Below are 14,697 nucleotides of genomic sequence, written 5' to 3' on the forward strand. Positions count from 1 at the left end.
ACTTCGGCGGCCCCATCGTCTCAAACGCATCACGACTCTTGACGCCGTCGTCACGCCGTATTTACCGTCACGGTACTTCACCGGTTCAGCGACAGCGCTCGGCACGGCCGGTCGCGGGAGCGCTCCCAAGAGGCTCCTGTGCAGGTCAGCGGGCTTTCGCCGGGCCCGGGGAAGCGGCGGCGTCACACGTCCCGGGCCGCCGATCTCGGGGTTGGACAGGACGGTCGACCTCCGCTTCGGTGGGGGAAGGAGAAACAGATGCAGACCCGGGCGCGGATCCTGATACCGCTCCTCGCGGCTGGCCTGACGGCCACCGCCTGTACGGGCGGCGGCGCCACACCGGCGGCCACCCAGAACACCCAAGCCGCCCCCGCCGCCACCGGCCAGGGCGCCACGGGCGAGCTGCCGCGCAACGAGACCCTCTACACCACCGGCACCCAGTGGGGCCCGCCGGCCAACTTCAACCCGATCCGCGAATGGGACTCCGCCACCGGCACCAAGGGCCTGGTCTACGAGAGCCTGTTCCACTACGACCCGAACGCGGCCAAGCTCACCCCGTGGATCGCCGAGAGCGGAAGCTGGGTGGACGACACCACGTACGAGGCCAAGATCCGCACCGGGGTCACCTGGTCCGACGGGAAGCCGCTGACGGCCAAGGACGTGGCGTTCTCCTACAGCCTCGGCAAGATGGAGACGATCCCGTACCACAACATCTGGGACTGGCTGAAGAGCGTCGAGGCGGTCGACGACCAGACCGTGCGCTTCACGTTCTCCCAGGCCAACTACCAGGAATGGGACTTCAACCTCTACAGCCGCGTCATCGTGCCGGAGCACGTCTGGAAGGACCGCTCCGAGGAGGACGTGCTCAACGGCGTCAACGAGAACCCGGTGGGCAGCGGCGCGTACATGTATCAGAGCCACGACCAGGACCGCGTGGTCTGGGTCAAGCGCGACGACTGGTGGGGCAAGACGGCGCTCGGCATGGAGCCCAAGCCCCGGTACATCGTCGACGTCGCCACCCCCAGCAACGAGGTGGCCATGGGCATGCTCCTGCAGAAGGGCATGGACATGAGCAACAACTTCCTGCCCGGCGTCGCCAACCTGGTCAAGGGCAACTTCGGCATCACGACGTTCTACAACGAGCCGCCGTACATGCTGTCGGCCAACACCGCCTGGCTGGTGCCCAACACCACGAAGAAGCCGATGGACGACCCGGCCTTCCGCAAGGCGCTGGCCGCGTCCGTGGACGTCAAGAAGATCGTCGAGGGCGTCTACGGCAACCTGGTCAAGGCGGCCAGCCCGACCGGCCTGCTGCCGCAGTGGGACCAGTTCGTCGACCAGGGCGTGGTGGCCTCCGACGGGTTCACCTTCGACACCGCCGCCGCCAAGAAGGCGCTGGCCGACGCCGGCTACAAGGACACCGACGGCGACGGGCTGGTGGAGAACAAGGACGGCTCCAAGATCAGCCTGACCATCGAGGTGCCCGCCGGCTGGACCGACTGGATGGAGGCGGCCCGCGTCATCTCCAGCAGTGCCAAGGCGGCCGGGATCGACGTCAACCCCGAGTTCCCCGACTTCAACGCGCTCGTGCAGAAGCGCGGCGAGGGCAAGTTCGACCTGGTGGTCAACAACGAGCGGCAGCTCTCCAGCAGCCCGTGGACCTACTACGACTACATCTTCCAGCTCCCGATCAGGAAGCAGCAGAACACCGTCAACTTCGGGCGGTACGAGAACAAGAAGGCCTGGGAGCTCGTCCAGCAGCTCGACCGGGTCAAGACCGACGACATCGAGGGCATGAAGAAGGTCATCTCCGAGATCCAGAAGATCCACCTCCAGGAGATGCCGATCATCCCGCTCTGGTACAACGGCCTGTGGTCCCAGTCCAGCACCAGCGTGTGGAAGAACTGGCCGTCGTCGGCCGCCGGGACGCCCAAGTCGGCTCCCGTGATGTGGCGCAACTGGCTTGAGCTGGGCGGGTTCGAGACGCTCACCCAGCTCCAGCCGGCGGCCGGCTGACCGGATGACGGGTGCCCCCTCCGCTCGCCCGCCGGGCGGAGGGGGCCGCTTGGGAGACCTCACGTGCGCCAATACTTCGGCAGGAAACTGCTCATCTACGGGCTGACCTTCGTGGTCGCCGTCACCGTCAACTGGATGATCCCGCGCTTCATGCCCGGCGACCCCGTCGCGAGCATGCTGGCCAGGGCCCGCGTGTCGCAGCCGGCGGCCGTCGAGGCGATGCGGACCTACTACACGAACCTGTTCGGCTTCGACCAGCCGATCTGGCAGCAGTACCTGAACTTCTGGGGCGCCCTGTTCCAGGGTGACTTCGGCATCAGCATCTGGGTCTTCCCGACCCCGGTGGCCGACGTCATCCTCGGCGCGGTCCCGTACACGCTGGGGTTGATGATCCCGGCGGTGCTGCTCAGCTACTGGATCGGCAACCGGCTGGGCGCGTTCGCGGCGCGGCGCAAGCTGCTGGACAACACGGTCCTGCCGGTCGGCTACGTCCTGACGGCGATGCCGTACATGTGGCTGGCCGTGATCCTGGCGTGGGGGCTGGGCGTGACGGCGGGCTGGTTCCCGGTGGCCGGCGGCTACAGCTTCGCGCTGCAGCCGAGCTGGAGCTGGGCCTTCCTGGTCAACCTGCTGCACCACTGGACGCTGCCGTTCCTGTCGCTGTTCGTCGTGGCGCTGGGCGGCTGGGCGATCGGCATGCGCAACATGATCATCTACGAGCTGGAGTCGGACTACTCCAACTACCTGGCGGCGCTCGGCGCGCCGACCCGGCTGATCCGCCGCTACGCCTTCAGGAACGCGATCCTGCCCCAGATCACCGGCCTGGCGCTGCAGCTCGGCGTGCTCGTCGCGGGGGCGCTGGTGACCGAGATCGTGTTCTCCTACCCGGGGCTCGGCAGCCTGATCCTCAAGGCCATCCAGAACCAGGACTTCTTCCTGCTCCAGGGCACGTTCATGTTCATCGTGATCGGGGTGCTGCTGGCCAACTTCATCATCGACATCGTGTACGTGATCGTCGATCCCCGGACACGAGCGGGAATGGCGGGTGCCGCATGACCACGACCACCACCCTGCCCGCGGAAGAGCGGGTGGTGCGCCGCGAGGCGCTGTACTTCGCGGTGCGCAACACCAAGCTGCTCATCGGCTTCGGCATCGTGCTCGTGCTGCTGCTCGTCGGACTGCTCGGGCCGCTGCTGCTCGGCTCGGCCCCGCCCAACGAGTACGTGGCCGGGCCCATGCTGCCGCCCTCGGCCGAGCACTGGTTCGGCACGACGACGTTCGGCCAGGACGTGTTCACCCAGTTCGTGTACGGGCTGCGCACGACGTTCCTGGCCGGGGCGATGGGCGGCGGGATCGCGGCGGTGATCGCGATGGCGATCGGGTTCGTCGCCGGCTACCGGGGCGGCCTGGTCGACGAGGTGCTCAACATGCTGACGAACGTCGTGCTGGTCATCCCGACGCTGGCCGTGCTGCTCATCATCAACGCCTACCTGGGCATCAGGAGCGTCGGCCTCCAGGCGCTGTTCATCGGCCTGACCTCGTGGCCGTGGGCGGCGCGGGCGATCCGGGCGCAGACGTTCTCGCTGCGCAGCCGCGAGTTCGTGGACCTGGCCAGGCTGAGCGGCGTGAGCACCCGCAGGATCATCATGCGGGAGATCGCGCCCAACATGAGCTCGTACCTGTTCATGACCTTCATCCTGCTGTTCGGCGGCTCCATCCTGATCGCGGCCTCGCTCGACTTCATCGGCCTCGGGCCGACCGAGGGCGTCTCGCTCGGCCTGATGCTGCAGAACGCGACCCAGTGGAGCGCGCTCCAGCTCGGCCTGTGGTGGTGGTTCGTCCCGCCGGGCGCGGCCATCACCGCCGTCGTGGGCGCCCTGTACGTGGCCAACGTGGGCCTCGACGAGGTCTTCAACCCGAAGCTGAGGGAGACATGAGTCTGCGGGTCAACGATCTGAGGGTGCACTACCGCACGCTCAGGGGTGAGGTGAAGGCGCTCGACGGGGTCTCCTTCGGCATGGCGGACGGCGAGATCCTGGGCCTGGCGGGCGAGTCCGGCTGCGGCAAGACGACGCTGGGCAAGAGCCTGATCCGGATGGACGGCCGGATGCGCCACGCGGGGGGCACGGTCGAGCTCGACGGCCGCGAGCTGCCCGTCGGCGACGACAGGGCGATGGTCGCCTTCCGCTTCCACGAGGTGTCGCTCATCCCGCAGTATTCGATGAGCGCCATGAACCCGACCCGCAGGATCGGCAGGATGGTCGGCGAGCTGCTGCGCTCGCGCGGGGTCACGCTCGACGTCAAGGAGCTGGAGAGCCGCCTCGACCTGGTGGGCCTGCCGCGTGACGTGCTCGACCGCTATCCGATCGAGCTGTCCGGCGGCATGAAGCAGCGCATGGTGATGGTCATCTCCACGCTGCTCGACCCGTCGCTGCTGATCGCCGACGAGATCACCTCCGCGCTGGACGTGTCGACGCAGCAGGCGGTGGCCAAGGCGCTGCTCGGCTTCCGGGAGAGCGGCTACGTCAAGAGCATGATCTTCATCACCCACGACCTGGCGCTGACCTCGCACATCGCCGACACGATCATGGTGATGTACGCGGGCCGGCTGGCCGAGAAGGCGCCCTCCGACCGGCTCACCAGGGCCCCGCGGCACCCGTACACCCGGCTGCTGATCAACTCGCTGCCGGAGATCGGCGTGCGCCACCAGGACCGCAAGCTGACCGGCATCCCGGGCAGCCCGCCGTCGCTGCTCGACCCGCCCAAGGGCTGCCGGTTCCGCGACCGGTGCCCGATGGCGGGCGAGGAGTGCGCCGAGGACCCGCCGCCGGTCGAGATCGAGCCCAACCACTTCGTCGCGTGCTGGAAGGCCTGATGCTGAAAGTCGACAACGTCACGAAGGTGTACAAGGTCGGCACCTTCGGCGGCAGGACCATGACGGCCGTGGACGCGGTGAGCTTCGACGTGCGGCCCGGCGAGGTCGTCTCGCTCATCGGCGAGAGCGGCAGCGGCAAGAGCACGCTCGGCAAGATGATCCTCGGCCTCGTCCCGATCACCAGCGGTTCCATCACCGTGGACGGCGTCGCGGTCCGGCCGGGCAAGGAGTACTACCGGTCCGTCCAGGGCGTCTTCCAGGACCCGTTCAGCTGCTACAACCCCGTCTTCAAGGCCGACCGGGTGTTCCGGCTCATCAAGGAGAGCTACTACCCGGCGGTCCCCGAGGCCGAGTGGGCCGAACGGGTCCGCTCGGCCGTCCGCGACGTGCGGCTCAACCCGGACGAGGTGCTGGGCAAGTTCCCCCACCAGCTCAGCGGCGGCCAGTTGCAGCGGCTGCTCATCGCGCGGGCGCTGCTGCTCGACCTCAAGCTGCTGATCGCCGACGAGATCACCAGCATGCTCGACGCCTCCACCCGCATCGACGTGCTCAACCTGCTGGCCGAGCTCAAGGGCCGGGGTCTCGGCGTGCTGTACGTGACGCACGACCTGTCGCTCGGGCACTACCTGGCCGAGCGTACCGTCGTGCTGCGGCGCGGCACGGTGGTGGAGATGGGCGTGACGGCGAAGGTGTTCGACGACCCGTTGCACCCCTACACCAGGCAACTCCTGTCGGCCGTCCCCCGGCTGCACGCGCCCTGGGAGGAGGCCGCGCCGGTCACCACCTGCCTCTACCACGAGCGCGGCGCCACCGGCGGGCTGCTGGAGGCCGACCCCGGGCACTTCGTGGCATGTGCCCAGCTCAGCGACTGCTAAGGAGACCTACTTGAGCGCGTACCGACCGTTGCACGACGGCTGGACCCTGTCGGCCGTCCCGCGGGACGCCGGACCGACGGACGTGCCCGCGAGCGTGCCCGGCTGCGTGCACACCGACCTGCTGGCCGCCGGCCTCATCGACGACCCCTACCTGGACGACAACGAGAACCGGCTGGCCTGGATCGGCGACACCCGCTGGGCGTACACGACGGTCTTCACCTGGCAGGGCGACGAGCACGAGCGCACCGATCTGGTGTGCGACGGCCTCGACACGGTCGCCACGGTCACGCTCAACGGCGTCACCGTGGGCAGCACCGCCAACCAGCACCGCTCCTACCGGTTCCCGGTGCGCCACCTGCTGCGCGAGGGCGCCAACACGCTCACCGTGACGTTCGAGCCGGCCGTCGCCCACGCCGAGGCGCTGCGCGAACGGCTCGGCTTCCGGCCCGGCGCCTACGCGGCCCCGTACTCGTTCGTGCGCAAGATGGCCTGCAACTTCGGCTGGGACTGGGGGCCCGCGCTGGTCACGGCCGGGATCTGGCGGCCGATCGGGCTGGAGAGCTGGAGCGGCGCCCGGCTGGCCGAGGTCCGCCCGCAGGTGCGGCTGGACGGCCCGGCCGGCGTGGTGGACGTGCACGTGCGCGTCGAGCGCGCCACCGAGGCGCCGCTCACGCTCACCGCCGACGTGGCCGGGGTCAGCGCCGAGGTGCCGCTCGCCGCCGGGCAGCGCACCGCCGTCGTCTCCCTGTCCGTGCCCGACCCGCTGCTCTGGTCGCCGCGCGGGTACGGCGAGCCGCACCGGTACGAGCTGACCGTGCGGCTCGGCGGGTCCCGCTGGCAGCGGAAGATCGGCTTCCGGAGCGTCGAGCTGGACCGGGACGCGTTCCGGCTGTCGGTCAACGGGGAGCCGGTGTTCGTCAAGGGCGTCAACTGGATCCCCGACGACTGCTTCCCCAGCCGCGTCACCCGCGAACGCCTGGCCGCCCGGTTCGCCCAGGCCGTGGACGCCGGGGTCAATCTGCTGCGGGTGTGGGGCGGCGGGCTGTACGAGAGCGAGGACTTCTACGACCTGGCCGGCGAGCTGGGGCTGATGGTGTGGCAGGACTTCCCGTTCGCCTGCGCCGCCTACCCGGAGGAGGAGCCGTTCCGCGCCGAGGTGACCGCCGAGGCCCGCGAACAGGTCACCCGCCTGGCCCCGCACCCCGGCCTGGTGCTGTGGTGCGGCAACAACGAGAACCTGGAGGGGTACGCCGACTGGTCCTGGCAGGAGCCGCTGGAGGGCCGGAGCTGGGGCGGCGGCTTCTACCACGACCTGCTGCCGTCGATCGTCGCCGAGCTGGACCCCACCCGCCCGTACATCCCGGGCAGCCCGTTCTCCGCCGACCCGGGCAGGCACCCGCAGGACCCGTCGAGCGGCACCATCCACATCTGGGACGTGTGGAACCGCGAGGACTACACCCGCTACGCCGCCTACACGCCCCGGTTCGTCGCCGAGTTCGGCTTCCAGGGCCCGCCCGCGTACGCCACGCTGCGCCGCGCCGTCTCCGGCGAGCTGGCCGCCGACGCGCCGCTGGTGCTGCACCACCAGAAGGCCGACGACGGCAACGCCAAGCTGCTGCGCGGACTCGGCGACCACCTGCCCCGGCCCGGCTCGTTCGACGACTGGCACTACCTGACCCAGCTCAACCAGGCCAGGGCCATGACGTTCGGCATCGAGCGGTTCCGCGCGCTCGCGCCGCACTGCATGGGCACGATCGTGTGGCAGCTCAACGACTGCTGGCCGGTCACCTCGTGGGCCGCCGTCGACGGCGATGGCCGCCGCAAGCCCCTCTGGTACGCGCTCCGCCGCGTCTACGCCGACCGGCTGCTCAGCGTGCAGGGGGACGAGGTGGCGGTGGTCAACGGCGGCGGCGCGGCGTGGCGCGGTGAGCTGCTGCTGGTCCGCCGGACCCTCGCCGGCGAACCGCTGGCCAAGGAGTCGGTCCCGGTCGAGGCCGGGCCGCGCTCGGTCGTCCGGGTGCCGCTGCCGCCCGCGCTGTCGGCGCCGGACGATCCGTCGGGCGAGCTGCTCACGGTCTCGCTCGGCGACCGGCGCACCGTGGCGTTCTTCGCCGAGGACCCGGCCGTGGCGTTCCCCCCGGCGGCCTACGACGCGAGCGCCGAGCCGGTGGACGGCGGCTACCGGGTCACGGTCACCGCCCGCACGGTCCTGCGCGACCTGGCGCTCTTCCCCGACCGCCTCGACCCGGCGGCCTCAGTGGACGATCTGCTCGTCACCCTCCTGCCGGGCGAGACGGCGACCTTCCACGTGACGTCGGGCGAATCGCTGGACGCGGACGCCCTGACCTCACCCCCGGTCCTGCGCTGCGTCAACGACCGCTGACCCGAGCGTCCGCTGGACGAACTCGTCCACGGTGCGCTCGACCCGGCCGAGGTCGACGCCGAGCTTGACCAGCACCTGGGCGCCCGGGCTCGCACCGTCGCGGACGAGGCCGAGCAGGAGGTGCTCGGTGCCGACGTAGTCGAGGCCGCGCCGCACGGCCTCCTCGTGCGCCGCCTTGAGCGCCTGCTCGGCCGGCGGGGTGAATGGCAGGTAGCCCTGCGCGGGCTGCCCGCCCCGGCCCCTGCTCTCCGCGACCTGGGAGCGCAGACCCTCAAGGGTGAGGCCCAGGCTCTTGAGGACATGGGCGCCCAGGCCCTCGTTCTCATGGATCAGGCCGAGCAGGAGATGCTCGCCGCCGATGGAGTCGTGGCTGAGCATCCTGGCCTCTTCCTGGGCCAGGATGAGGACGCGCCGCGCCCGTCCGGTGAACTTCTCGAACATGCCGCCACTCCTCGCAGGTGGATCAGGTCTCGTCGCTGAGCATGCTAGTGAGCGCGGCGGCGTCAGCCGTAGATCACCGACAGGAAGCGGACCAGGACGGACTCGCGGACCGGGGCCGGGAGGGCGTCCAGGACGGTGTTGACCACGGCCATGCGGGGCTGCCCGGTGCCGGGGCGCAGGTCGACGCCGACGGAGGCGGCCAGTTCGGCGAAGGCGGCGTCGTCCAGGGCGTCCAGGTCGAGGCCGGCGATCAGGTCGACGAGGCCGTCGGGCAGGGTGGCGGGGCCGATGCGCCGGGCGGCGGCGGCCGATTCGGCGATGACCTCCAGCATGGCGTCCACCCCGGCGAGCGTCACGCCGGTGACCGTGATGTGCAGGTTCGCCGGGATGCCCGCGTAGGAGAGCTGCGGTTGCAGGAACCAGCCGCGCGCCCGCGCCTCGTCGGCCAGGACGAACACGTCCACGTCGTCTCCGGTGAAGGCGATCAGCGTGGACTCCGGCTCGCCGAGCACCCGCAGCCCGTCGATCCCGGCGAGCCCCTTGCGCAGCCGGGCGGCGGCCTCCAGCGTGGTCCGGCCGAGCTCCAGGTAGCCGTCACGGCCGAGCGCCTGGAGGGTGGCCCAGGCGCCGCCGAGCGGCCCGGCGGTGCGCGAGCTCTGCACGGTGGCGTTGATGATCGTGTAGCCGGGCCAGGCGGCGGATGCGAAGTAGGCCTTGCGCCGCAGCGCCGGGTCGGCGAACAGCACCACCGACGCCCCCTTCGGCGCGTACCCGAACTTGTGCAGATCGCACGAGATCGACGTCACCCCCGGCACCGACAGGTCGAACGGCGGCACGTCCGCCCCGGCCTCGCGCAGCCACGGCAGCAGCCATCCGCCCACGCAGGCGTCGACGTGGCAGCGCACCCCGGCCGAGGCGGCGACGGCGGCGACCTCCTCGACCGGGTCGATCACCCCCTGCGGGTAGGCGGGCGCGGACACGACGACCAGCACGGTGTCCTCGTCGATCGCGTCGGCGACGGCCTGGACGGGCACCTTGTACGTGCCGAGGTCCACGGGCACCGCCCTGACCTCCAGCCCCAGGTAGTGGGCGGCCTTGTGGAAGGCGGGGTGCGCGGTGACGGGCGCCACCAGGTTGGGCCGGGCCCGCCCGGCGGCGTCGCGGGCGGCCTTGACCGCCAGCATGATCGATTCGGTGCCGCCGCTGGTGAAGATGCCGTGGCCGCCGCCGAGCAGGTCGGCGACGGCGCCGACGACCTGCTTCTCCATCTCCACGATGCTCGGGAAGGCGGTCGGGTCGAGGCTGTTGACCTCCAGCATCTCCAGGTAGCCGCGGGCCGCCGCCTCGTGCACCTCGGGCCGCCCGGTGTCGTACACGTACGACGTCACCTGGCCGCCGCGCACCGGCAGGTCGTGCTCCCTGAGCGTGGCGAGCTCGGCCAGCAGGTCCTCGGGCGTGCGTCCGGTCGCGGGCAGGTTCACAGGGTCTCCTTGATTCGGGCGAGCCGCCCGTAGCGGGCGATGAACGGCAGGCTGAGCAGCATGAGCACGGCGGGCAGCGCGGTGAAGCCGAGCAGCAGCCCGGTCAGCGCGGCCGGCTCCTGGGCGACGGGCGTCTCGGCGGGCGCGGAGGCGAACCCGGACAGCGTGAGCACGAGCGCGAACAGCCCGGGGCCGAGCGCCAGCCCGGCGGTCTCGCCCGCCGTCCACAGCCCGGTGAACGCGCCCGCCTGCGCGTGTCCCGTACGGGCGCTGTCGGCGTGCACGGTGTCGGGCAGCATGGCGAGCGGCAGGAGCTGCAGCGCGGCGTAGCAGACGCCGGCGACCGCGACGAGCGCCAGCGTGGCGGTGAGCGAGCGGGCCTGGACGGCGGGCACGAGCGCGAGCGTGACCAGCCCGAAGCCGACCGTGGCCACCAGGTAGCAGCGCACCGGGCCGTGCCGCCGGGACAGCCGGGCCCACACCGGCACGGCGGCCGTGCTGGGGGCGACGAGGCAGACGAACAGCACGGTCGTCAGCCCGTAGTCGCCCAGCCGGTAGGAGGCCACGTACGGCGCGCCCGCGAGCATGACGGCCACGCCGAGCGCCTGCGTGACGAACGCGGCGAGCAGCGCGAAGAAGGCGGCGTTGCCGCGCGCCAGCCGGAAGGCGGCCACGACGCCGAGCGGGCGCGGGCCGGGCCGCGAGTCGACCCAGCGGGTGGACAGCGTCGCGGTGACCAGCGCGACCGCCATCACCGCGGCCACGGTGACGCCCATGACCGCGTAGCCGCCCCGGCCGCCGCCGGCCAGGTCGACCACGGCCGGGGCCAGCCCGCCCGCGACGAGGATGCCGACGGTCAGGCAGACCACCCGCCAGGACATGATCCGGGTGCGTTCGGCGGGGGAGGCCGACATCTCGGTGGGCAGCGCCACGTACGGCACCTGGAAGCAGGCGAACGCGGAGGCCGCCAGCAGGAACGCGCCGCCCGCCCACAGCCAGCCGGGTACGTCGCCGGGCACGGCGAACATCAGCGCGAACGTCACCGGCAGCGCCGCCGAGCCCGCCAGCAGCAGCCGGGTCCGCCGCCCGGTGCGCACGGCCTCGCGGTCGCTGGCCGCGCCGACGAGCGGGTTGAGCAGCACGTCCCAGATCTTCGGCGTCACCAGCACGGCGCCGGCCACGGCGGCGGGCACGCCGAGCATGTCGGTCAGGTAGTAGAGCAGCAGCAGTCCCGGCACGGCGGAGAAGACGCCGGTGCCGACCGAGCCCGCGCCGTAGCCGAGCAGCCGCCCGCGCCCGAGGCGTCCGGCGGTCGTCACGGCGCCTGGCCAGGCAGGCCGAGCGTGCGGTGCAGCGACAGGTGCAGGTGGGCGCGGAAGCGGCGCAGCGCCTCGCGGTCGCCCGCGCCCCGGCGGCGGCCGTCGGCGTCGAGCACGCCGCCCTTGGCGAACCCGTGGACGCACCAGACCACCGACCACACCGCGTACTCCAGGTCGAGGCCGGGGTCGATGAGCCGCGACTCGACCGAGGGCCGCAGCGCGGAGGCGACTGCGCCGACCAGCGGCAGGACGTAGCGCCGCTCCAGCTCGTTGACGTCGCCGGCGTCGGACAGCCACCGGTGCATCCACAGCGCGGGCACCTCGGGGCGGGCCACGCAGAAGTCGAGGTAGGCGTCGATCAGGTCGTGGATGGCGGCCACCGGGTCGTCGCCGGGCAGCTCGGCCAGCGCCGCCTCCAGCGCCTCGCGTTCGGCCCGGTGGGCGTGCTCCATCACCGCCAGGTAGAGCTCCCGCTTGCCGCCCACGTGGTAGTTGACGGTGGCGATGTTGAGCCCGGCGGCCTCGGCGATCCGCCTGGTGGAGGTGCCCGCGTAGCCGTGCGCCGCGAACAGCTCCGTCGCGACCTTGAGGATCGTCTCCGCTGGGGTGGTCATGGCCCGAACTTATCAATCGATTGATGGAGATAACAGGGCGCTGAATCCGGCCCTGTCCTGTTAGCGTTATCGGCAAGGGGGTGAGCGGCCATGGCCGGGAAGTCCGACGAACGCAGCCCGCGCACCAGGCCGGCGGTGCTGGGGGACGTCGCCGCACTGGCGGGGGTCTCGGCGATGACGGTCTCCCGGGTGCTCAACAAGCCCGACCGGGTGCGCGCCGAGACGCGCGAGCGCGTCCTCGCCGCCGTGCGCGAGCTCGACTACTGGCCCAACTCGGCCGCGCGCCAGCTCGTCACCGGCCGCTCCGGCGTGCTCGGCGTGGTCAGCATCGACACCACCCTGTACGGCCCGGCGTCCACGCTCTACTGCATCGAGCAGACCGCCAGGCTCAGCGGCTACAGCGTGAGCATCGCCAGCCTGAGCCTGCTGAGCCGGCACTCCATCGAGGAGGCCGTGCACCGGCTGCGCTCCCAGTCGGTCGACGGCGTCGTCATCCTCGCCCCGCACGAGTCGGCCGCCGACGGCCTGCGCCACCTGCCGCCCGACCTGCCCGTGGTGGCGGTCGACGCGGGGGAGGACATCCCGGTCCCGGTGGTCACCGTCGACCAGCGGGCCGGCGCCGAGCACGTCACCCGCCACCTGCTCGACCTCGGCCACGAGAGCGTGTGGCACCTGGGCGGGCCGGTCGACTGGCTCGACGCCAACTACCGGATCGACGGCTGGCGGGCGGTGCTGGAGGACCACGACCGGCCGGTGCACGAGCCGCTGCGCGGCGACTGGTCCCCGCGCTCCGGCTACGAGCTGGGCAGGCGGCTGGCCGCCGACCCGGCGGTGACCGCCGTGTTCGTGGGCAACGACCAGATGGCGCTCGGCATGCTGCGCGCCCTGCGCGAGGCCGGCCGCCGGGTGCCCGAGGACGTGAGCGTCGTGGGCTTCGACGACGTGCCCGAGTCGGCCTACTACTCGCCCCCGCTCACCACCGTGCGCCAGGACTTCGGCGAGGTCGGCAGGCACGCCTTCCACCTGCTGCTGGACCGCATGGCGGGCAAGGGCGAAGGGGCGCGGCGGCTGGTCGAGCCGCAGCTCGTGGTCCGCGAGAGCACCGCGCCCCCGCCCCGCTAGGCCAGGTGGATCACGTTCCACGACACCGGCGGCAGCAGCACCCGCATCGGGTCGTGCTCGACGTCCGGGTTGGCGCGGGGGGCGATCCGGTCAGGGTCGTCGGCGGTGTTGCGCGCGTACACGTCGTCGTCGGTCAGCGTGGTCGCGGCCGTGATGCGGGCGCCGTCCAGCGCGCGGGCGTCGATCTCCAGCGAGAGCGGCGCGTCCGTCGAGCGGTTGACCGCGAACACCGTCACGCCCGCGTCGGTGCGGGTGGCCACCGCGTGCAGCAGCGGCACCTCGCCGTACTCGGCGGTCTCGTAGCTCGGTGAGACCGGCTCGACGCGCAGCACGTCGCCGGCCGCGTGCCGCGACGCCTGGGCGAACGGGTGGAAGGTGGTCTGCCGCCAGGCCCGGCCGCCCGGCTCGGTCATGATCGGCGCGATCACGTTGACGAGTTGGGCCAGCGAGGCGGCCGTCACCCGGTCGCTGTTGCGCAGCAGCGTGATCAGCAGCCCGCCGAGGGCCACCGCGTCGGCCAGGTGGTGGTGGTCCTCCAGCAGCGGCGGCGCCACCGGCCAGTCGGCGGGCGGCTCGGCGGCCTGGAAGCGCGACATGTACCAGATGTTCCACTCGTCGAAGGAGATGTCGATGCGCTTGCGCGACTTGAGCCGGGCCCCGACGTGGTCGGCGGTGGCGACGACCGAGCGGATGAAGTGCTCCATGTCGGTCGAGCAGGCCAGGAAGCTGCCCAGGTCGCCGTTCTTCTCCTCGTAGTAGGCGTGGCAGGAGACGTAGTCGACCACGTCGTACGTCTCCTCCAGCACGGTCGCCTCCCACGCGCCGAACGTGGGCATCCCCGAGCCGGAGCTGCCGCAGGCGACGAGCTCCAGGTCGCGGTCCAGCACGCGCATGGCGCGGCCGGTCTCGGCGGCGAGCCTGCCGTACTCGCGGGCGGTCTTGTGCCCGGTCTGCCAGGGGCCGTCCATCTCGTTGCCCAGGCACCACATGCGGATGTCGTGCGGCTCCTTGGCGCCGTTAGCGACGCGCAGGTCCGACAGGGCGGTGCCGGACGGGTGGTTGCAGTATTCGAGCAGGTCGAGCGCCTCGGCGATGCCGCGCGTGCCGAGGTTGACGGCCATCATCGGCTCGACGCCGGCCTTGCGGCACCAGCGCATGAACTCGTCGACGCCGACCTCGTTCGTCTCGGTGCTGTGCCAGGCCAGGTCGAGCCGGCGCGGGCGCCGGGACCTGGGGCCGATGCCGTCCTCCCAGCGGTAGCCGGAGACGAAGTTGCCGCCGGGGTAGCGGACGGTGGTGACGCCCAGTTCGCGGGTCAGGTCGAGGACGTCGCGCCGGAACCCGTCGTCGTCGGCGCGGGGGTGGCCAGGCTCGTAGATGCCCTCGTAGACGCATCGGCCCAGGTGCTCGACGAAGGCGCCGAAGGTGCGGCGGCGCACGGGGGCCACCCGGAACGCGGGGTCGATCGTCAGGTGTGCCGTCTGCACGTGGCTGCTCCTCAATACCGGGTCCCCCGATTGTTAGCGTTATCAGCAGATGGGGTCAAGGGTGCGGAAAGCGGTTGCAGGGAC

The 14,697-nt window shown here is 71.6% G+C and carries 12 protein-coding genes; 7 read left to right on the plus strand and 5 right to left on the minus strand.

Annotation, left to right across the window (positions count from 1 at the left end):
• The first annotated feature begins 258 nt into the window (after positions 1-258).
• The 6 genes from AB0J53_RS12315 (at position 259) to AB0J53_RS12340 (ending at position 8,149) form a co-directional block, all read left to right on the plus strand.
• The gene (locus AB0J53_RS12315; protein WP_364171381.1) at positions 259-2,016 is read left to right on the plus strand and encodes an ABC transporter substrate-binding protein; all 1,758 of its coding nucleotides are present in this window, start codon (positions 259-261) and stop codon (positions 2,014-2,016) included.
• A 63-nt stretch (positions 2,017-2,079) separates the two neighbouring features.
• Positions 2,080-3,072, plus strand: coding sequence for an ABC transporter permease (locus AB0J53_RS12320; RefSeq protein WP_364171383.1), 993 nt, complete (start codon positions 2,080-2,082; stop codon positions 3,070-3,072).
• Positions 3,069-3,953 (plus strand): ABC transporter permease, encoded by an 885-nt coding sequence (locus AB0J53_RS12325; protein WP_364171385.1) that lies wholly within the window; start codon positions 3,069-3,071, stop codon positions 3,951-3,953. Before AB0J53_RS12320 ends, AB0J53_RS12325 begins: the two co-directional genes overlap by 4 nt.
• Positions 3,950-4,891 carry an ABC transporter ATP-binding protein gene (locus tag AB0J53_RS12330; protein ID WP_364171387.1) on the plus strand — a complete coding sequence of 314 codons (942 nt, stop codon included), beginning with the start codon at positions 3,950-3,952 and terminating at the stop codon, positions 4,889-4,891. The genes AB0J53_RS12325 and AB0J53_RS12330 overlap by 4 nt, the downstream gene beginning before the upstream one ends.
• Positions 4,891-5,766: an ATP-binding cassette domain-containing protein gene (locus AB0J53_RS12335; protein WP_364171389.1), complete on the plus strand. Its 876-nt coding sequence runs from the start codon at positions 4,891-4,893 to the stop codon at positions 5,764-5,766. The genes AB0J53_RS12330 and AB0J53_RS12335 overlap by 1 nt, the downstream gene beginning before the upstream one ends.
• A gap of 10 nt (positions 5,767-5,776) precedes the next feature.
• A complete protein-coding gene (locus AB0J53_RS12340) occupies positions 5,777-8,149 on the plus strand; it encodes a glycoside hydrolase family 2 protein (RefSeq protein WP_364171391.1) in 2,373 nt (790 codons plus the stop codon).
• On the opposite strand, the gene AB0J53_RS12345 is transcribed toward AB0J53_RS12340, so the two are convergent.
• The 4 genes from AB0J53_RS12345 to AB0J53_RS12360 form a co-directional block, all read right to left on the minus strand.
• On the minus strand, positions 8,114-8,590 hold the full coding sequence (locus AB0J53_RS12345; RefSeq protein WP_364171393.1) for a Clp protease N-terminal domain-containing protein: 477 nt from the start codon (positions 8,588-8,590) through the stop codon (positions 8,114-8,116). The two genes, AB0J53_RS12340 and AB0J53_RS12345, sit on opposite strands and share 36 nt — an antisense overlap.
• Before the next feature lie 62 nt (positions 8,591-8,652).
• Positions 8,653-10,071 carry an aspartate aminotransferase family protein gene (locus tag AB0J53_RS12350; protein ID WP_364171395.1) on the minus strand — a complete coding sequence of 473 codons (1,419 nt, stop codon included), beginning with the start codon at positions 10,069-10,071 and terminating at the stop codon, positions 8,653-8,655.
• The gene (locus AB0J53_RS12355) at positions 10,068-11,390 is read right to left on the minus strand and encodes an MFS transporter (protein ID WP_364171397.1); all 1,323 of its coding nucleotides are present in this window, start codon (positions 11,388-11,390) and stop codon (positions 10,068-10,070) included. The genes AB0J53_RS12350 and AB0J53_RS12355 overlap by 4 nt, the downstream gene beginning before the upstream one ends.
• Entirely contained in the window at positions 11,387-12,004 is a 618-nt protein-coding gene (locus AB0J53_RS12360) for a helix-turn-helix domain-containing protein (RefSeq protein ID WP_364171398.1), read from the minus strand. The genes AB0J53_RS12355 and AB0J53_RS12360 overlap by 4 nt, the downstream gene beginning before the upstream one ends.
• Before the next feature lie 90 nt (positions 12,005-12,094).
• Between AB0J53_RS12360 and AB0J53_RS12365 the strand changes: the two genes are divergently transcribed.
• A complete protein-coding gene (locus AB0J53_RS12365; protein ID WP_357583225.1) occupies positions 12,095-13,126 on the plus strand; it encodes a LacI family DNA-binding transcriptional regulator in 1,032 nt (343 codons plus the stop codon).
• On the opposite strand, the gene AB0J53_RS12370 is transcribed toward AB0J53_RS12365, so the two are convergent.
• Positions 13,123-14,613: an alpha-N-arabinofuranosidase gene (locus AB0J53_RS12370; RefSeq protein WP_364171399.1), complete on the minus strand. Its 1,491-nt coding sequence runs from the start codon at positions 14,611-14,613 to the stop codon at positions 13,123-13,125. The two genes, AB0J53_RS12365 and AB0J53_RS12370, sit on opposite strands and share 4 nt — an antisense overlap.
• Positions 14,614-14,697: the final 84 nt, after the last annotated feature.

Origin of the sequence: Nonomuraea sp. NPDC049725, assembly GCF_040674795.1 — a bacterium.
Classification (GTDB): Bacteria; Actinomycetota; Actinomycetes; order Streptosporangiales; family Streptosporangiaceae; genus Nonomuraea; species Nonomuraea ceibae.